Annotated in this window: 16 protein-coding genes and 1 pseudogene; 13 read left to right on the forward strand and 4 right to left on the reverse strand. The window is 61.0% G+C overall.

Features of this window, described 5'->3' with window-relative positions:
• The first annotated feature begins 81 nt into the window (after window positions 1-81).
• Entirely contained in the window at window positions 82-1722 is a 1641-nt protein-coding gene (locus HGP16_RS11070) for an AMP-binding protein (protein WP_168840037.1), read from the forward strand.
• Here the strand turns inward: HGP16_RS11070 and HGP16_RS11075 are convergent.
• Both HGP16_RS11075 and HGP16_RS11080 read right to left on the reverse strand, forming a co-directional pair.
• Window positions 1709-2980, reverse strand: a complete 1272-nt coding sequence (locus HGP16_RS11075) for a GNAT family N-acetyltransferase (protein ID WP_168840038.1) — start codon at window positions 2978-2980, stop codon at window positions 1709-1711. The two genes, HGP16_RS11070 and HGP16_RS11075, sit on opposite strands and share 14 nt — an antisense overlap.
• Before the next feature lie 2 nt (window positions 2981-2982).
• Entirely contained in the window at window positions 2983-4398 is a 1416-nt protein-coding gene (locus tag HGP16_RS11080) for a polysaccharide biosynthesis C-terminal domain-containing protein (protein ID WP_168840039.1), read from the reverse strand.
• A gap of 248 nt (window positions 4399-4646) precedes the next feature.
• Between HGP16_RS11080 and HGP16_RS11085 the strand changes: the two genes are divergently transcribed.
• Window positions 4647-5276: a glutathione S-transferase family protein gene (locus HGP16_RS11085; protein ID WP_168840040.1), complete on the forward strand. Its 630-nt coding sequence runs from the start codon at window positions 4647-4649 to the stop codon at window positions 5274-5276.
• Window positions 5277-5406: 130 nt separating this feature from the next.
• Here the strand turns inward: HGP16_RS11085 and secA are convergent, their stop codons facing one another.
• Complete coding sequence (secA, locus tag HGP16_RS11090; protein WP_168840041.1) at window positions 5407-8127, reverse strand: preprotein translocase subunit SecA; 2721 nt, start codon at window positions 8125-8127, stop codon at window positions 5407-5409.
• 246 nt (window positions 8128-8373) lie between these two features.
• Here secA and HGP16_RS11095 point away from each other — a divergent pair, with 246 nt between their 5' ends.
• The 6 genes from HGP16_RS11095 to HGP16_RS11120 all read left to right on the forward strand — a co-directional run bounded on the left by HGP16_RS11095 (window position 8374) and on the right by HGP16_RS11120 (window position 13057).
• Window positions 8374-9297, forward strand: a complete 924-nt coding sequence (locus tag HGP16_RS11095; RefSeq protein WP_168840042.1) for a peptidylprolyl isomerase — start codon at window positions 8374-8376, stop codon at window positions 9295-9297.
• A 167-nt stretch (window positions 9298-9464) separates the two neighbouring features.
• Window positions 9465-10706 (forward strand): bifunctional glutamate N-acetyltransferase/amino-acid acetyltransferase ArgJ, encoded by a 1242-nt coding sequence (gene argJ / locus HGP16_RS11100; RefSeq protein ID WP_168840043.1) that lies wholly within the window; start codon window positions 9465-9467, stop codon window positions 10704-10706.
• Window positions 10687-11496, forward strand: a complete 810-nt coding sequence (locus tag HGP16_RS11105) for an N-acetyltransferase (protein ID WP_168840044.1) — start codon at window positions 10687-10689, stop codon at window positions 11494-11496. Before argJ ends, HGP16_RS11105 begins: the two co-directional genes overlap by 20 nt.
• Window positions 11493-11906 (forward strand): 8-oxo-dGTP diphosphatase MutT, encoded by a 414-nt coding sequence (gene mutT, locus HGP16_RS11110; RefSeq protein ID WP_168840045.1) that lies wholly within the window; start codon window positions 11493-11495, stop codon window positions 11904-11906. Before HGP16_RS11105 ends, mutT begins: the two co-directional genes overlap by 4 nt.
• A 472-nt stretch (window positions 11907-12378) precedes the next feature.
• The gene (locus HGP16_RS11115; protein WP_168840046.1) at window positions 12379-12696 is read left to right on the forward strand and encodes a hypothetical protein; all 318 of its coding nucleotides are present in this window, start codon (window positions 12379-12381) and stop codon (window positions 12694-12696) included.
• 178 nt (window positions 12697-12874) lie between these two features.
• Entirely contained in the window at window positions 12875-13057 is a 183-nt protein-coding gene (locus tag HGP16_RS11120) for a Flp family type IVb pilin (RefSeq protein ID WP_168840047.1), read from the forward strand.
• Window positions 13058-13105: 48 nt separating this feature from the next.
• Here HGP16_RS11120 and HGP16_RS11125 read toward each other — a convergent pair whose 3' ends face one another.
• Entirely contained in the window at window positions 13106-13990 is an 885-nt protein-coding gene (locus HGP16_RS11125; RefSeq protein WP_168840048.1) for a methyltransferase domain-containing protein, read from the reverse strand.
• A 199-nt stretch (window positions 13991-14189) separates the two neighbouring features.
• Here HGP16_RS11125 and HGP16_RS11130 point away from each other — a divergent pair.
• The 5 genes and pseudogenes from HGP16_RS11130 to HGP16_RS11150 all read left to right on the forward strand — a co-directional run bounded on the left by HGP16_RS11130 (window position 14190) and on the right by HGP16_RS11150 (window position 17148).
• Window positions 14190-14966, forward strand: a pseudogene (locus HGP16_RS11130) (ComF family protein).
• 30 nt (window positions 14967-14996) lie between these two features.
• Window positions 14997-15254 (forward strand): glutaredoxin 3, encoded by a 258-nt coding sequence (grxC, locus tag HGP16_RS11135; protein WP_168840049.1) that lies wholly within the window; start codon window positions 14997-14999, stop codon window positions 15252-15254.
• Window positions 15255-15278: 24 nt separating this feature from the next.
• On the forward strand, window positions 15279-16136 hold the full coding sequence (locus HGP16_RS11140) for a carbon-nitrogen hydrolase family protein (RefSeq protein ID WP_168840050.1): 858 nt from the start codon (window positions 15279-15281) through the stop codon (window positions 16134-16136).
• Window positions 16133-16561 carry a DUF1178 family protein gene (locus HGP16_RS11145; RefSeq protein ID WP_168840051.1) on the forward strand — a complete coding sequence of 143 codons (429 nt, stop codon included), beginning with the start codon at window positions 16133-16135 and terminating at the stop codon, window positions 16559-16561. The genes HGP16_RS11140 and HGP16_RS11145 overlap by 4 nt, the downstream gene beginning before the upstream one ends.
• Complete coding sequence (locus tag HGP16_RS11150) at window positions 16561-17148, forward strand: DUF3291 domain-containing protein (RefSeq protein ID WP_168840052.1); 588 nt, start codon at window positions 16561-16563, stop codon at window positions 17146-17148. Before HGP16_RS11145 ends, HGP16_RS11150 begins: the two co-directional genes overlap by 1 nt.
• The last annotated feature ends 17 nt before the right edge of the window (window positions 17149-17165 follow it).

Consider the following 17165-nt stretch of genomic DNA (forward strand, 5'->3'; position numbering starts at 1 on the left):
GGAAGACGGCAATCTCAAATGTTTCCTTGAACCCTGCGGGCGACAGGTGTTAGCTGCACCGCACCATTTTTGGAATTCTGCATGAAATTGCCCCCGCGTGATACTTATGATGCCCTCTATTGTGACTTTCGTTGGGAGATTCCGGCGAAATTCAACATAGGACATGCTGTTTGCGATGCATTGGCCGAGCGCGAGCCCGATCGGGTCTGCCTCCAGCATTTCAATCCTGACGGCAATCACTTTTCCATGACCTATGGTGAGTTGCGCGATCGGTCCGCCTCCTTCGCCAATGCGCTTGCCGCGCTTGGCGTGCAGCGGGGAGATCGGGTGGCGCTGCTGTTGCCGCAGAGCTTCGAGACGGTCGTGGCGCATGTGGCAATCTACAAGATAGGTGCGATCGCCCTGCCGCTGGCTTTGCTGTTCGGTGCCGAGGCGCTGGAATACCGGCTGAAGGCGTCGGGTGCATCGGCAATCGTGACCAACCGGTTCGGCCTCGAGCGGCTGCGTCCGATCAGGGACCGGCTGCCCGAACTCGCGCAAGTGATCAGTATCGACGGCGCCGAGGAGGGCGTTGCCGGCTTTGCCGAAGTGGTCGCGGCGCATCCGCCTTTGTTCGAGGTGGCGGGAACCGGCCCGGATGATCCGGCCTTGATGATCTTCACCTCGGGCACGACCGGGCCGCCCAAGGGTGCGTTGCATGGCCACCGCGTGTTGCCGGGGCATATCCCAGGCATGCAGTTCGCCCATGAGGGCTTTCCAAAAGCCGGTGATCGGCTGTGGACACCATCGGACTGGGCTTGGGCCGGCGGCCTTCTGAATGCGTTGCTGCCGAGCCTGATGCTCGGCGTTCCCGTCGTTTCCTCGCCGGCGCAGAAGTTCGATCCGCACATGGCCTTCCGCATCATGGCCGAAATGGATGTGCGCAATGCCTTCATTCCGCCGACGGCGCTGCGGCTTTTGAAAGCCGTCGAAAATCCGCGGGCGCGGTATGATCTCAAGCTGCGCACCATCGGCTCGGCGGGCGAGGCGCTCGGCCGCGAAACCTTCGAATGGGCGCGCTCCGCGCTTGGTGTCAGCGTCAATGAATTCTTCGGCCAGACGGAGTGCAATTTCGTGCTCTCTTCTAGCGAGGCCTTCGGTGTCAGCCAGGCCGGAGCGACCGGCAAGCCCGTGCCCGGCCATCGTGTCGCGATCGTCGATGCCGACGGCATCGAAGTTCCGGTCGGGGAGAGCGGGCAGATCGCGATCAGGCGGCCCGATCCGGTGATGTTTCTCGGCTACTGGCAGAACGACAAGGCGACGGAGGCGAAATTCGCCAATGACTGGCTGCTGACCGGCGATATCGGCCGGCGGGATGCGGATGGCTATATTTCCTTCGTCGGGCGCGACGATGACGTCATCACCTCGTCGGGTTATCGTATCGGCCCGAGCGAGATCGAGGACTGCCTCGGCGGCCATCCGGCCGTGCAGCTTGCCGCGGCGGTGGGAAAGCCGGATGCGGTCAGGACGGAAATCGTCAAGGCCTACGTCGTTCTTGTGCCCGGCCGCGAGCCGAGCGAAGCATTGGCGGCTGAAATCCGCGAATGGGTGAAGACCCGGCTTTCCATGCATGAATATCCGCGCGAGATCGAATTCGTCGATGCGCTGCCACTGACGACGTCAGGCAAGGTGATCCGCCGCCTGCTGCGCGATCGGGCGATGGCTGAAGTTAGCGCTTCGTAAGCGACAGGATCTTTTCGCGCAGCAGCTTCGCCATGTTGCGGGTGCTGCGGTACATATGCAGTTGCGCGGTCACCTGGCGGACATCGCGGTCGCCATTCGGCGTCAGGCCGACGATCAGCGTGCCCATGTCTTCGCGCTCGTGCCAGAAGCGGCTCATGACCGGATGGTCTGACACGGCGCAGGAATCGGAGCGCACGACGTTGGCGTCGTCGAGATGCCATTCCGTCAGTTCGCCCATCAGCAGCTTGCCCGGCGAAAAGCGGGCATAGGCCTCGTCATAGGCGGTTTTCCACGTGTAGGCTTCGCCACCCATCATCAGCACGATCATCGAGGCGATGGCCTTGCCGTCGAGGTCGATGGTGTGGATGCGCACCGCGTCGATGGCTGCGAGATTGGAGATCGCTTCGCGGGCGAAGGCGGCATGATGGCGATCGGTGACGAGAGCCGACCGCTTCTTGCCCTTCCAGCCGCTCGCTTCGATCGCCAGGAATTCTTCCATGCGCACGTGCACGTCTGCCGGCTGGCGCGCGACGTTGTAGCTGACCTCGCCCTGATTTTCCAATAGCCGCCATTGCCGGCGCATTTCGCGCAAATGCGCGTTGGAGATCGTCCGCTTGAGATAGGCGAGCGCATCGTCGTTGCTCTCAAGCATTGGGCGCTGGAAAGGATTGGCAACCGCTATCGGCAGGTTGCGGCCGATAGCGATGACTTTCGCCATCTGAACCAAGCGGCCGTTCAGGCGCACATCCGGCAGCACGAGCGTCGTCGGCAGACGCAGTTCCTGCCGAGAGAACGCTTCGAAAAGATTATCGAGCGTCTCGCCGGCATCCTCGGCATCGAGCAGCGGCGTGCCGAGCGGGCCGAAGGAATTCGACCAGACGCGGATGATGGAGGGGCCGATCGCAAAGCCCGGCTTGTCCACGGTAAAAGGCATCAGCAGGCGGATGCGGCTGCGCGTGCTGCTGTTGTCGCGCATCAGCGCCAGGCGCACCTGCCGGTCCTCCAGCCGCGGCATGGCGGGTGCCAGGAAGCGGCCGGAAAAGAAGATGTTCGGCTCCATGGCGCGGTTGGACAGGAAGTCCAGCTCGTCCTGCAGCTCATAGCCGAGCTTGCCGGGGTAGAGGCAGAGTTCGCGGCCGGCGCGACCGATCTCGACCCGGGCTTCCGCCTTCGGCGTTTCGAAGTGCAGTGCCGCGAGCGTGTGCGTCAGGGCATTCACTTGGCTGTCGGTGCTTTGGGTATAGGGAGGACGTGCCATGATCAGAGAGCCCTCGTTGCCGGTGGCGTTGCGGGGCGCCGGATAAGGGCGAACAGGGTGATGCCGAGCGCGTGGCGGACCGCGATGTGCAGAAGCAGGGCCTCGATCGCCATGGCCGCGGTGCCGGCAATGGCTGCCCCTTCGATGCCGAGATGCGGGATGAGAATGACGTTCAGGCCGATATTGGCAACGAGCGCGGCTGCGTAGAGGTAGACGCAGAGCATCTGCTTGTCCGCCATGGTCAGGAGCACTTCGGCTGGACCGACCAATGCCCTCGCGAGGATGCCGGCAAGCAGGATCGCCATGACGATCTGACCGTCGGTGAAGGCGGCGCCGAAGAGTGACAGCAGGAATTGGCCCGCGGCCAGGACCACAAGACCGACGGCAAGCGCGGGAAAGAAGGTCCAACGCGTTGCATCGGCGGCGAAGGCGGCAAGCTTGCTTCGGTCACCTTCCGCCAGGATGGCGGCAAAGCGCGGGCCGATCGCGGCCTTGACGGCGAAATAGACGAAGTGAACCAGCGCCATGGTTTTGGCGGCGGCAAAATAGACGGCGACCTGATCCGGATCGAGGAAGATCCCGACCACCACGACGTCGGAATTGGTGAGGAGGTAACCTACGCCTTCGACAAGAAAGATCGGAAAGGCGACGGCGAACCACGCGTTGAATTCCATGGCTTTCGGCCCGCCGGGATAATGGCGGCGCAGACGGAGGGTCACGACCAGATATTGCAGCAGGACGCTGGTAAAGGCGCCGGCCAGGGCTGCCGTCATGGCCGTGACCGCATCGCGCGGCGCTCCGGCAAGGACGGCGCCGACCATGAAAAGCAATATCAGCGTCGGACGGATCAGGAAGGTCGGGCTCAGAGCCATGATCGGCCAGTGCTTGGCACGCGCCGTCCCGTCGAGAACATCGCCCAGCGCGATCATCGGCACGGCGATGAGCCCGAGGAAGATCGGCAGGACGTAATAATGTTCGATCATGCCGCGGAAGGCATAGATCAGCAATGCGCCGATCAGCGCCAGCGTGCCCGAGACGGCGACCACGAACAGGCGCGCCGCGGTGTTCAGGCCGCGAACGGCATCGTGGTTGCCGCCGGCATCGTACTGCGGCAGGAAGCGGATGATGGCGGTGGGGAAGCCGAGACAGGCAAGATTGCCGAAAAGGATCATCAGCACCCAGACGAAGACGAAGACGCCGTATTCAAACCGGCCCATCAGGCGGGCAAGGATGATCTGCGACAGGAAGGCGAGGGCGGCACCCGCGATGCGGATCGTGAAGGCGATCAGCGCCATGCGCTGAGAAACGGCCTTTTCGTCCTGACCGGCAAACAGAGCAGCGAGTTTGCGCAGATACGGCGATAGCGCGGTCCGCAATGCGGACGGCAACATTCTCTCCGCTGTTTGAAAGACCGCCATGATCGATACGCAATACTTTAAGTATGATCCCAACCTCGCGGCAGTCTTGGCAGAGGAGGATTAAGAAACGGTTCTTTCGGCATGCAAAAATCATCCGTAGGCTGCGAAGAATTGTCCGCTCAGGGAATTCGAGGCAACCTTGGGGTGCGGCAGGCCTCATGGTCGTGATACCGCACTCCCGCTGCGGGAAACGGGTGGCGGACATTCGGGCGACATGTAGAATCGATCGCGTGCCAATGGAGGATCCCATGCTCACGCTCTACGATTATCTGCCGTCGCAGAATGGCTGGAAGGCCAGGGTACTGTTCGGGCTGCTTGATATCCCGTACCAGACCCGACTGGTGTCGATTTTCGAAGGCGAGGGGCGTACGAATGCCTTTCTCGCTCTCAATCCCGCAGGCGGCATTCCCGTTCTCGAACTGGAGGATGGGCGCACGATCGCGGAATCGAACGCGATCCTCACCTATGTCGCCGAAGGCACGCGATTTCTTCCGGCGGACCGCTATCAGCGCGCCAAGGTCATGCAGTGGCTGTTCTTCGAGCAATATCACGTCGAGCCGGTCATCGGCACGCTGCGCTTCTGGACCTTGACGGGGCGGCTCGAGCTCAATGCCGTCATGGCGGAAGCCAAACGCGCCGGCAGCCTTCGTGCGCTTGCGGCGCTGGAGCGCGGACTGAAGACCACGCCATTTCTCACCGGCGAGGAGTTTTCGATCGCGGATATAGCGGTCTATGCCTATGCCCATCGGGCCGCGGATTGTGGCTTCGATCTTGCCGATTATCCCGCGTTCACCGCTTGGCTCGATCGGGTACTTGATGTGATCGGCCCCGGTTATCCGATCCATCTCTACGATGAAGATCCGCATTCCGCCATCTGAGCACGATGGCCTGCCTCGCCGCTTCCAGTCGTCAGGTCGCCCATCGGCTTGGCGCGCGATCCGTGATCGTTGCAAAACAAAAATGCCGCCAAACGGGCGGCATTTTGTCGTTGTTGTCAGCCGATGAGGTTCAGACTACTTCGCTGCTTTCGAAGGCGCCGTGGCAGTGCTTGTACTTCTTGCCGGAGCCGCAGGGGCATGCCTCGTTGCGGCCGACGCGGCCCCAGGTCGCCGGATTGCGCGGATCGCGATTTTCCGGCGCTACGGAGCTTTCGCTTGCGAGAGCGAACGGCGAGAATTCGTCCTCGCCGGTCGTCGCGTCGATATGACGGGCCTGCATCGGCGGCGTTTCCAGCTCGGCCGGCTGCTGCACGAGTTCGACGCGAGAGAGCTGGGCTGTCACGGCTTGGCGCAGATTGTTCAACAGTGCCTGGAACAGCTCGAAAGCCTCGGCCTTGTATTCCTGCAGCGGATCGCGCTGGGCGTAGCCGCGGAAACCGATGACCGAACGCAGGTGGTCGAGATTGACGATGTGCTCGCGCCAGAGATTGTCCAGCGTCTGCAGTACGATGGAGCGCTCGACATAGGTCGTGATTTCGGGGCCGAAGCGCTCGGCTTTTTCGGCCGCGGCCTTTTCGACCGCTTCCGTCAGGCGGGCGCGGATATCGTCTTCGGCAATGCCCTCTTCCTTGACCCAGTCATGGATCGGCATGTCGAGGTCGAAGAAGTTGGCGACAGCCGTCTTCAGGCCGTCGGCATCCCACCGTTCCGCGTAGGCGCGCTCGGGGATATGTCTTGAAACGAGGTCCTCGATGACGTCATGGCGCATATCGCCGACGAATTCGGAGAGGTCGTTTGATTCCATCAGCTCGACGCGCTGGTCAAAGATCACCTTGCGCTGATCATTCAGCACGTCGTCATATTTCAGAACGTTCTTACGGATGTCGAAGTTGCGGGCTTCGACCTTCTTCTGCGCCCGTTCCACTGCCTTGTTGATCCAGGGATGGACGATAGCTTCGCCTTCCTTGAGACCCAGTTTCTGCAGCATGCCGTCCATGCGGTCGGAGCCGAAGATGCGCATCAGATCGTCCTGAAGCGACAGGTAGAATTTCGAGCGGCCGGGGTCGCCCTGACGGCCGGAACGGCCGCGAAGCTGATTGTCGATACGGCGGCTTTCATGGCGCTCGGATGCAATGACGTAGAGACCGCCGGCAGCGATGGATCGCTGCTTCAGTTCCTTGATCTCCTCGGCGATGCGGGCAATGGCGGCGTCGCGCTCCGGGCCGTGTTCCATTTCGTGCAGGTCGCGCTCCACCCGCATTTCGAGGTTGCCGCCAAGCTGAATGTCGGTGCCGCGGCCGGCCATATTCGTGGCGATCGTCACCGCGCCGGGAACGCCGGCCTGCGCGACGATATAGGCTTCCTGCTCATGGTAGCGGGCGTTCAGAACCTGGAAGTTGTTGAAGCCCTGCTTGCGCATGAGATCGGCAAGGAGTTCCGATTTCTCGATGGAGGTCGTGCCGACCAGCACCGGCTGGTCGCGCTTATGAGCCTCGAGAATCTCAGCGATGATTGCCTTGTATTTCTCTTCATGCGTACGATAGACCTCATCGTCCTCGTCGATACGCTGAATCGGCAGGTTGGTCGGCACTTCGATCACGTCGAGGCCGTAGATGTTTCCGAATTCTTCCGCTTCCGTCGCCGCCGTACCGGTCATGCCGGCAAGCTTATCGTACATGCGGAAATAGTTCTGGAAGGTAATCTGCGCCAGGGTCTGGTTTTCCGGCTGGATCTGTACGTGTTCCTTGGCTTCCAGGGCCTGATGCTGGCCGTCGGAATAGCGGCGGCCCGGCATCATGCGGCCGGTGAATTCGTCGATGATGACGACTTCGCCGTTGCGGACGATATAGTCCTTGTCGCGCTGGAACAGCTTGTGCGCCTTGAGCGCGTTGTTGATGTGGTGGACGATCGCGACGTTTTCGATGTCGTAGAGCGATTCGCCCTTCAACAGGCCGGCTTCGCGCAGCATGTTTTCCAGCTTCTCGGTGCCCTCTTCGGAGAAGTTGGCCGAGCGCTGCTTTTCATCGATCTCGTAATCGTCCTTCGAAAGGCGCGGGATGAAGGCGTCGATCGTTATGTAAAGATCGGAGCGGTCGTCGAGCGGGCCTGAAATGATCAGCGGCGTGCGCGCTTCGTCGACGAGGATCGAGTCCACTTCGTCGACGATCGCGAAGCTATGGCCGCGCTGCACCATCTGGGCGCGTTCATACTTCATATTGTCGCGCAGATAGTCGAAGCCGAGCTCGTTGTTGGTGGCGTAGGTGATGTCGCAGGCATAGGCATTATGGCGCTCTTCGTCCGACAGGCCGTGGATGATGACACCCGTGGTCAGGCCGAGGAAGCTGTAGAGACGACCCATGGTGCCGCTGTCGCGCTGCGCCAGATAGTCGTTGACCGTGACGACGTGCACGCCCTTGCCAGCCAGCGCGTTCAGATAGACCGGCAATGTCGCGACGAGGGTTTTGCCTTCACCGGTCTTCATTTCGGCGATGGCGTTGGAATGAAGGATCATGCCGCCGACCAGCTGCACGTCAAAAGGTCGCATGCCGAGAACGCGGCGCGACGCTTCGCGGGCAACGGCGAAGGCGGGCACAAGAAGATCGTCGAGCTTCTTGCCGTCTGCGAGCTGCTGGCGGAACTCAACCGTCTTGGCGGCCAGAGCTTCATCGGACAGCGCGCGCATCTGTTGCTCGAGCTCATTGATTGCGGCTACTTGCGGCTGGAACGATTTGACCCTGCGGTCGTTGGACGAGCCGAACAACTTGCGGGCAATTCCACCTAGGCTGACCATGTGACTGGTCCTTTCTGAAATTTCATCCCGCCGTTTCCTGCTTTCTCCAATCCCGAAAAAAACGGGAGTATAGCACAAAACGGCCGGAAACTGTTCTGGACGCGAGGTTGCGTGACAGATAAGAGGGGGGTCGATTGATGTCAACGGGATTTGGCCGATACAGAAAGGCCACATTCTCCTGCTGAAGGCTTTTTCACGCCGGATCCACATCTGTCGAGCCGGTCGAGATCACCGAAGGGTTATTTTATGTTGAAGTATAACAAGCTTGCTGCGGTTGCTTTCGCAACAATCGTTACCTTCCAGGCTCCGGCCTTCGCTGCTGACGCCAAGGACCCCGTTGTTGCCAAGGTCGGCGATGTCGAGATCCATCAGTCCGAACTCAATCTGGCGATCGCCAACCTCGATCCGCAGCTCGGCCAGCTTCCGGACGACCAGAAGAAGGTCGCCGCGCTCTCGGCTTCGATCGACGTGAAGCTGCTGTCGCAGCAGGCCGCTGCCGAAAAGCTCGATCAGACGCCGGACTTCCAGGCCCACATGGCCTATCTGCGCGACCGCGAGCTGCACAATGCCTTCTTCAAGGCCCATGTCGCCGACAAGATCACCGATGACGAAGTCAAGGCCCGCTACGACAAGGAAGTCGCAGCCCTGCCGAAGCAGGAAGAAGTTCATGCCCGCCATATCCTCGTAAAGACCGAGGACGAGGCCAAGGCAATCATCAAGGAACTCGACGCCGGCAAGGATTTCGCCGCGCTTGCCAAGGAAAAGTCGACCGACCCGAACAAGGCCGACGGCGGCGATCTCGGCTATTTCGGCCATGGCCGCATGGTCAAGGAATTCGAGGAGGCGGCTTTCGCCCTCCCGGTCGGCACCTACACGAAGACGCCGGTCAAGTCCGATTTCGGCTGGCACGTCATCAAGGTCGAAGACAAGCGCAATGCTCCTCCTCCGCCGTTCGACCAGGTCAAGGACCAGGTTCGTCAGCTGGTCATGCGCGACAAGTATCTTGAACTTCTGAACAAGGCCAAGACGGACACCAAGGTCGTCATCAACGATCCGGCGCTCAGCAAGGCCTATGACGATGCACAGAAGCAGCAGGACGCAGCACCGGCCGATGACGCCGTCGCTCCTGCCGATGGTGCGGCAGCGCCCGACGCCCAGCCGCAGCAGTAAGTCGCAGCAGTCAAACAATCAGGGCCCGGATTTTCCGGGCCTTTCAGTGGAGCCGGATGATTCTAGGTCGTATCGACCTAAAATCTGAATCCGCTCCAGAATCGAAGAAGCAGAGCATCCGAAAACCGCCTACACTTTTCGGCATCATGCTCGTTCAGGTGGCTCTCATGTCCGGTTCCGTCTCTCCGCTCGCTCCCAAAGCCTTCACCGCCATGCCGGCCCTTCGCGGCGTGCGCATGACCACGGCGTCCGCCGGTATCAAGTACAAGAACCGGACTGACGTCCTGCTGATGGTCTTCGACAAGCCGGCGGCCGTCGCCGGTGTCTTCACCCGTTCGAAGTGCCCATCGGCTCCGGTCGATTTCTGCCGTCAGAACCTCGCGCATGGCAGCGCCCGCGCCGTCGTCGTCAATTCCGGCAATGCCAATGCCTTCACCGGCCTGAAGGGCCGTCAGGCGACGGAGCTGACCGCCAAGTCCGCAGCCGCGGCTGTCGGCTGCGGTGAAAACGAAGTCTATCTTGCCTCCACCGGCGTCATCGGCGAACCGCTTGACGCCACCAAGTTCGCCGGCGTGCTCGACACGATGGCGAAGGATGCCGTCAGCGATTTCTGGTTCGAAGCCGCCAAGGCGATCATGACCACGGATACCTATCCGAAGGTCGCGACCCGTACCGCGGAGATCGGTGGCGTCAAGGTTACCATCAACGGCATCGCCAAGGGTGCCGGCATGATTGCGCCCGACATGGCGACCATGCTGTCCTTCGTCGCCACCGACGCCGACATTTCCTCCGCCGCGCTGCAGACGCTGCTTTCCGACGGTGTCGGCCCGAGCTTCAATTCCATGACCGTTGATAGCGACACCTCGACCTCGGACACGCTGATGCTGTTTGCGACGGGTGCCGCCGCGGCTGACGGGCAGCCGCATATCGATCGCGCCGACGATCCCAAGCTTTCCGCTTTCCGCGCGGCACTCAACGAGCTGCTCAAGGATCTCGCCATTCAGGTCGTTCGCGACGGCGAAGGCGCAACCAAGATGCTCGAAATCACCGTGACCGGCGCTGAAAATGACGCTGCCGCCAAGCGCATCGCGCTTTCGATCGCCAACTCGCCACTGGTCAAGACCGCGGCGGCGGGCGAGGACGCCAATTGGGGCCGTGTCGTCATGGCCGTCGGCAAGGCCGGCGAAATGGCGGATCGCGACAAGCTTGCTATCTGGTTCGGCGATGTCCGCGTCGCCGTCAACGGCGAGCGTGATGCTTCCTATTCCGAGGAAGCCGCCTCGAACGTCATGAAGCAGCAGGATATTCCCGTGAAGGTCGATCTCGGTCTCGGCAATGGTCGCGCAACGGTCTGGACCTGTGACCTGACGAAGGAATATGTTGCCATCAATGGCGACTACCGGAGCTGATATTTCGCTGATGCATGCGCAGTCCACGATAAACAAGCTGCCTTTGGTGCGCAGGCTCGAAGCCGTCGGCTTCCGGGCCTGGCCTGCGTCGTCGGTGCAGTATGACGGCAGCTGGCAGGTCCGGCTGACGGCGGGTCATCCGTCGAAGCGGTTGAATTCGGTCGTGCCGCTCGATCCCTCCGATCACCGCGATCTCGAGATCCGCCTGGCGAAGGCGCAGCGCAAGTTCGAGGCCTATGGCCGGCCGATGGTTGTGCGCGAAACGCCGCTTGCCTCGCCACAGCTCATCGATCTCCTGCGTAAGCGCGGTTGGACACGGTTCGACGAGACGATCGTGATGATCGCCGATCTCGTCGATCTCGAACTGCCTGACATGCTCGATCATCTGCCGAGCCACGATGTCGGCCGCTATGTCGATGCCAGCCTGCTGGTTGATGGGGCTGATCCTGCCCTGAAGCCCGCGCTGGCGGAGGTGGTGAGCAGCATCAAGCCGCCCTCCGGTCTTTTCGTCATCGAGAATGACGATGCCGGGCCGGTGGCGACAACGCTCTGCGTGCAGGACAATGACCTTGCCGGCATCATGTCGGTTGCCGTCGCGCCACAGCACCGGCGCAAGGGGCTGGGAGCCGAGATCCTGACGTCTGCATTGCGTTGGGCGCGGATGCGCAGCGCCAAGACTGCCTGGCTCCAGGTCAGCGCCGACAACGCGCCGGCCTTGACGCTCTATGCCCGTTTCGGCTTCCGCGAGGCCTATCGTTATTACTATTGGCAGCCGCCGGTGGACGCATGAGCGAAGCAGGCCGCAAGATCGTTCTCGTTGCCGCTTGTGCGCTCATCGATACCGATGGCCGCATTCTGCTGGCGCAACGTCCCGAAGGCAAATCGCTCGCCGGTCTCTGGGAATTTCCCGGCGGTAAGGTCGAGGCCGGTGAAACGCCGGAGGAGACGCTGGTGCGTGAGCTTGAGGAAGAGCTCGGCATCCAGACGAAAATCGCCTGCCTCGCGCCGCTGACCTTCGCCAGCCATACTTATGAAACCTTCCATCTGCTAATGCCGCTTTATATTTGCCGGCGTTACGAGGGTATCCCGCATGGCCGGGAAGGGCAGGCGATCAAATGGGTGCGGCCGATGGCCCTGCGCGATTACCCGATGCCGCCGGCCGATGAGCCCCTGATCCCCTTCCTGCAGGACCTGCTTTAGGGTTTTGGCAATTCCGGTTGGGAACAGTTCCGCTCTTTGAGGGAGCTCCGCCGGTCTCAGATATGCTTGAATCGAAAGTTCGACTTGGTGAGTTCATCGAGGCTGTTCGCCTCTGACGCTCTCCCATCCGGTCACGCTGATCTGTGTCTATTGTGGATGCAATTTATAATTGTAAATCCGGCTGTCTTTACTTGGGGCTGTGTTCCGGGCGCGGTTTTCGATGACGCAGCCGGAGAAAAGGATTTTTTAACTGTTTCCGAAGCCCTTCGACGCGTCAGAGGACGGCGCATCGCAAATATGGTTAACGAAAATTAGCCATGCAATATCAGCCTTCTAGGCCGAATCAGGCACTGTCCCGGAATTTTACGTCTCTTTAATTTGCATGTGGATATTAAGGGATCGTTTATGACCTTCTGGCATTGAATTCTCTCAATCAAGCGGTTGTTGGGTGCGTTAAAGAAGGCTTGACATAATGGACGACGATTTCTGGAAAGCTGTTCAGGAAAAAGAGCAGTCCTATTCCACGTCGCGCAAGACGGGCGCGTTGAATATCGCTCTGCTGTTCGGAACGGCGGCGGTTGCGCTTTCGCTCATCCTTACGCCGATGCTCTCCGACAAATCGAAGTCACGCGTGCTTGCAAGCGCGCCGGATATTGACAATGTTACCACGGGTTCGATCCCGCAGACAGAAAACGGCAAGCGTTATACGATCCGTCGCAGCGTTCTGCAGCAGGAGCCGGGTTCGGTCTGCATCGTCCAGGGTTATGGCGCCGACGGCGGCTGCCAGTAGAGCATTTCCAGGAAAAGTGCGCAGCGGTTTTCCGTCCGGAATGCGTAAGGACACAAAAGATAGAGCGTTTTCGCGCATCGAAGAAAAGCGGAAATGCTATAGAGCATGAGCATAGCCTGCCGGATGCCATGACGAGCATCGGATTCATCTATTGTCCAATGCTGGGAGTCCCGAGCTTATGCGTTCCGTACGGCGTATTTTCAACGACAAGACCGGTGCGACGGTCATCGAATACGGTCTGATTGCCGCACTGATGTCGGCGGCGATCATCAGCGGCGTCGGTGCGTTCGGCGGCAGCCTCTCGGGCGTGTTCAACACGCTCTCCAATACGTTGCAGAATTCGATCGCCTCACAAAACTGAGTCGGTTTGCGACATTGATTTGCGACCAGGGCAGCCTTGGCCCGTTGGCTATTGCTTCAGCTTGTGCTCTTCGACCTTGAGCGCATCCGCCAAGCGCGCCTTGGCGGAACCCGGCCGCAGCGGCTTCTGCTGGCTTTCGTGCGGCGTCCAGCCTGAGACATAGATGATCGAGAATGTCGCCCTGATCCGGCCGTCCGGATCAGAATAGCGTTCGGCATAAAGTTCGGCCGCGCGCAGGAAGAAGGCGCGCGTCAGCGGCTTGCGGCTGCGATCGACAAGCGGATTGGTCATGCCCATGGCCCGCAGGTCGCGCATCAGGGCAAACAGGTTGTCGTAGCGCACCGTATAGGTCTCGGCATCGATGACGGGCAGGGTAAAGCCGGCACGCTGCAAGAGACCGCCGACATCGCGGACATCGGCAAAGGGAATGACGCGCGGGCTCGCGCCGCCCGTAAGCTCGATCTCGGTGGCGAGCAGCACGTCGCGCAGTTCCTGCAGAGTGCCGGAACCGGGGATCGCCGCCAGGAAAAGGCCGTCGGCCTTGAGAGCCCGGCGTATCTGGATGAAGACGCCGGGCGTGTCGTTGGTGACGTGCAGGCTGAGCGGCGAAAGCACGAGATTGACCGATTCCGCCTCTAGCGCCGGTTCTTCCAGCGGTGCTTCGACAAGGGTCTCGCCGGGGGCGGCAAAGCCCACCTCGTTTTCGATCCTTTTCAGATGTCCGATCTTGCCGGTCGCCAGAGCCAGGCGCGCGGCAATGCCGGTCGCACCGTGCAGCTCGACCGCCTCGTCGAAATGGCGCTCCGTGACACCAAGCCGCTCCGCCAGTTCGCCGGCGGCGATATCAAGCAGGAAGGCCGCTTTCGGGTCGCCTTGTCTCAGCGCCCGGCGTTTGCGGGCCGAAAGCAGCGATTGGTCGAACACGATTTCCATGGCGGTTTCCTGCAATATCATCAATTCGGTAGGGCGTGGCGGGCACGCGCGGTTTCCCTTCGCAAAGCCCGCGGGAAAAAGCTAGAGACGAGTTCGACGCTTCACGGAATCGCTGAACTATTCTCCAGTCCTTTGCGCTCAAGCAATTCCGGATAGAAAACCGCTATACACTTTTCCTGGAATTGCTAGTCTCGATCATATGGGGATGATGGGACGCGAAATCACCTTTTCTATGCTGGGTGCCGGGCTGAAAAAGCCCTGGGTGGCACTCGCCGATCTCGTCTATCCGCCTGCCTGTCCGGGCTGTGGCGTCTCGGTCGGGGCGCATCGAGGCCTCTGCCCGGCATGCTGGTCGGATATTCGCTTCATCGAGCGCCCTTATTGCGAGGTTCTGGGCAGCCCGTTTTCCCATGATCTCGGTGCCGGCATTCTCAGCGCCGAGGCGATTGCCGATCCGCCCGTCTTCGATCGCCTGCGGTCCGCCGCCGTCCATGACGGCATCGTGCGCGATCTCATTCTCAGTTTGAAATATCGCGATCGCACCGATCTGGCGCCGTTGATGGCGAGCTGGATGCTGCGCGCCAGCGACGGATCGGTTGCCGCCTGCGATGCGATCATTCCAGTGCCGCTGCACCGGGCGCGGCTGTTTGCCCGCAAGTATAACTAGGCCGCCGAACTCGCCCGTCACATTGCCCGCCTTTCGGGCAAGCCGCTGCTCGCCACGACACTTCTGCGCGTCAAGCGCACGAGCCAGCAGGTCGGCCTCGGGGCCAAGGCACGGCAGGACAATGTGCGTGGCGCTTTCGCCGTGTCCGAGCACCGGGCCGCCGATATATTCGGGCGGCGCATCGTTCTCGTCGACGACGTCTACACCACCGGCGCGACGGTGGCGGCGGCGACGCGCGCCCTGAAGAAAGCAGGCGCGGCCGATGTCACGGTTTTGACCTTTGCAAGGGTCGTCGGCCATCTTATATGACAGTCAAGCTAAGCTTTTCCGGAGTGGATCATGGCATCCGTCGTTATTTATACGCGTGAGTTTTGCGGCTATTGCGCCCGTGCGAAATCGCTGCTCGAATCCAAGGGCGTCGACTATGTCGAGCACAACGCCACCTATTCGCCCGAGATGCGGCAGGAGATGATCGGCAAGGCAAACGGCCGATCGACCTTCCCGCAGATCTTCATCAATGGCGAGCATGTCGGCGGCTGCGATGATATTCACGCGCTTGACCAAGCCGGCAAGCTCGACCCGATGCTGGCTGCCTGACCTGTTCCGACGAGGGAGAAAACGATGAGCTTCAAGGCCGCTGCCATTCAGATGTGTTCCGGCGTCGATCCGGTGAAGAACGCGGCCGACATGGCGCGTCTCGTGCGTGAAGCCGCCTCGCAGGGCGCGATCTACGTGCAGACGCCGGAGATGACCGGCGCGGTGCAGAAGGATCGGCCGGCCATGCGAGCCGTGCTGCGCGACGAGCCGAACGATATCATCGTCAAGACGGCGTCCGAGCTGGCGAAGGAGCTTGGCATCCACCTGCATATCGGCTCCACGGCGATTGCGCTCGATGACGACAAGATCGCCAATCGCGGCTTCCTCTTCGGTCCCGACGGCAAGCTCATCAACCGTTACGACAAGATCCACATGTTCGATGTCGATCTGGACAATGGCGAGAGCTGGCGCGAAAGTGCCGTCTACCGTCCCGGATCGGAAGCGCGCATCGCATCGCTGCCCTTCGCCGAGCTCGGCTTTTCCATCTGCTACGACGTGCGCTTTCCGCAGCTCTTCCGCGCCCAGGCCGTTGCCGGCGCCGAGGTGATGACAGTGCCTGCCGCCTTCACCAGGCAGACGGGCAAGGCGCATTGGGAAATCCTGCTGCGCGCCCGCGCTATCGAAAACGGCATGTTCGTCATTGCCGCCGCCCAGGCCGGCAAGCATGAGGACGGCCGGGAAACCTTTGGCCATTCGATGATCATCGATCCCTGGGGCAAGGTGCTGGCGTCTGCCGGCGGTACCGGCGAGGCCGTCGTCATCGCCGAGATCGATGTCAGTGCGGTGAAATCGGCCCGCGACAAGATACCGAACCTGAAGAATGCGCGCGAATTTTCGTTGGAGAAGATCGCGACGCCGGCGGCTGGAGGCGTCGCTGCTTGATCCGTTATTCGCTCAGCTGTGATAAAGCCCACGAGTTCGAGGGCTGGTTTTCCGAAAGTGCCGATTTCGAGCGTCAGCTCGCAAGCGGGTTCCTCACCTGTCCTGTCTGCAATTCGGCTGCGATCTCCAAGCTTTTGATGGCGCCTTCGGTTTCGACGGCGCGCAAGAAAGACGAGATGCAGACGCTTGCCATGGATGCTGCCCGCAAGCAGGCGATGGTCAAGCTGAAGGAAGCGGTCGACGCCATCAAGGCGAATGCCGAGGACGTCGGCACAAAATTCCCGGAAGAAGCCCGCAAGATTCACTATGGCGAGGCGGATGCGCGCGGGATCATCGGCAAGGCGACGCCGGACGAGGCGCAGGCTCTTGTCGAGGAAGGCATCGAGATCGCCGCCATCCCCGTACTGCCCGACGACGTCAATTGATGCCGGCGGCCGGCGACAAACATCTTGCCATGTATAATTTCGGACTGCATGTCTCGGCCTATGAAAGCCCTGCCGTCGAAGGATTTCGCCTGCGTGAAGCGGCAAATTTCGAGGCCGCCACCCGCGCGAGCGGCTTCATCGGCCGGTCCGGCTATCCTGGTGAACAAGACCCGTCCTGCTGGGGCGAGCAGGCCTTTCCGCGTTTCATCGAAGGCAGCGGTTTTACCACGGCGCCCTCATCGCTATCGCTCTGGGCCGATATCGAGTCGCTGATGGCATTTACCTACAGCGGCGTGCATGCCGACGCCTTGAAGCACGCGCGGCATTGGAATGTCAGGCAGAGCTGGCCGCCGCTTGTTCTTTGGTGGGTGGATGCCGGGGTTGTTCCGGAGTGGAAAGACGGCGTCGAGCGGCTGGAATATCTTCACGATCATGGGGCGAGTCCAGCGGCTTTCTCATTCAAGCAGCCCTATGGAGCCGATGGTCAGCCTGGTGAAATCAACCGTCTTTGCGTCAAGGACATCGTTGCGCTCAACGCCGCCACGCAAAGCGAGCTGCTGACGCATGTCATGACATTGAAGGTTTGAAGCCGGTTCGCCGGCCG

The organism is Rhizobium sp. P40RR-XXII (genome assembly GCF_012641405.1).
Lineage (GTDB): Bacteria > Pseudomonadota > Alphaproteobacteria > Rhizobiales > Rhizobiaceae > Rhizobium.

What these genes read in the sequence shown, in the direction of transcription:
- HGP16_RS11070 (WP_168840037.1), top strand. Translation starts at nt 82, where the DNA reads ATGAAATTGCCCCCGCGTGATACTTATGATGCCCTCTATTGTGACTTT.
- HGP16_RS11075 (WP_168840038.1), bottom strand. Translation starts at nt 2,980, where the DNA reads ATGGCACGTCCTCCCTATACCCAAAGCACCGACAGCCAAGTGAATGCC.
- HGP16_RS11080 (WP_168840039.1), bottom strand. Translation starts at nt 4,398, where the DNA reads ATGGCGGTCTTTCAAACAGCGGAGAGAATGTTGCCGTCCGCATTGCGG.
- HGP16_RS11085 (WP_168840040.1), top strand. Translation starts at nt 4,647, where the DNA reads ATGCTCACGCTCTACGATTATCTGCCGTCGCAGAATGGCTGGAAGGCC.
- secA (WP_168840041.1), bottom strand. Translation starts at nt 8,127, where the DNA reads ATGGTCAGCCTAGGTGGAATTGCCCGCAAGTTGTTCGGCTCGTCCAAC.
- HGP16_RS11095 (WP_168840042.1), top strand. Translation starts at nt 8,374, where the DNA reads ATGTTGAAGTATAACAAGCTTGCTGCGGTTGCTTTCGCAACAATCGTT.
- argJ (WP_168840043.1), top strand. Translation starts at nt 9,465, where the DNA reads ATGTCCGGTTCCGTCTCTCCGCTCGCTCCCAAAGCCTTCACCGCCATG.
- HGP16_RS11105 (WP_168840044.1), top strand. Translation starts at nt 10,687, where the DNA reads ATGGCGACTACCGGAGCTGATATTTCGCTGATGCATGCGCAGTCCACG.
- mutT (WP_168840045.1), top strand. Translation starts at nt 11,493, where the DNA reads ATGAGCGAAGCAGGCCGCAAGATCGTTCTCGTTGCCGCTTGTGCGCTC.
- HGP16_RS11115 (WP_168840046.1), top strand. Translation starts at nt 12,379, where the DNA reads ATGGACGACGATTTCTGGAAAGCTGTTCAGGAAAAAGAGCAGTCCTAT.
- HGP16_RS11120 (WP_168840047.1), top strand. Translation starts at nt 12,875, where the DNA reads ATGCGTTCCGTACGGCGTATTTTCAACGACAAGACCGGTGCGACGGTC.
- HGP16_RS11125 (WP_168840048.1), bottom strand. Translation starts at nt 13,990, where the DNA reads ATGGAAATCGTGTTCGACCAATCGCTGCTTTCGGCCCGCAAACGCCGG.
- grxC (WP_168840049.1), top strand. Translation starts at nt 14,997, where the DNA reads ATGGCATCCGTCGTTATTTATACGCGTGAGTTTTGCGGCTATTGCGCC.
- HGP16_RS11140 (WP_168840050.1), top strand. Translation starts at nt 15,279, where the DNA reads ATGAGCTTCAAGGCCGCTGCCATTCAGATGTGTTCCGGCGTCGATCCG.
- HGP16_RS11150 (WP_168840052.1), top strand. Translation starts at nt 16,561, where the DNA reads ATGCCGGCGGCCGGCGACAAACATCTTGCCATGTATAATTTCGGACTG.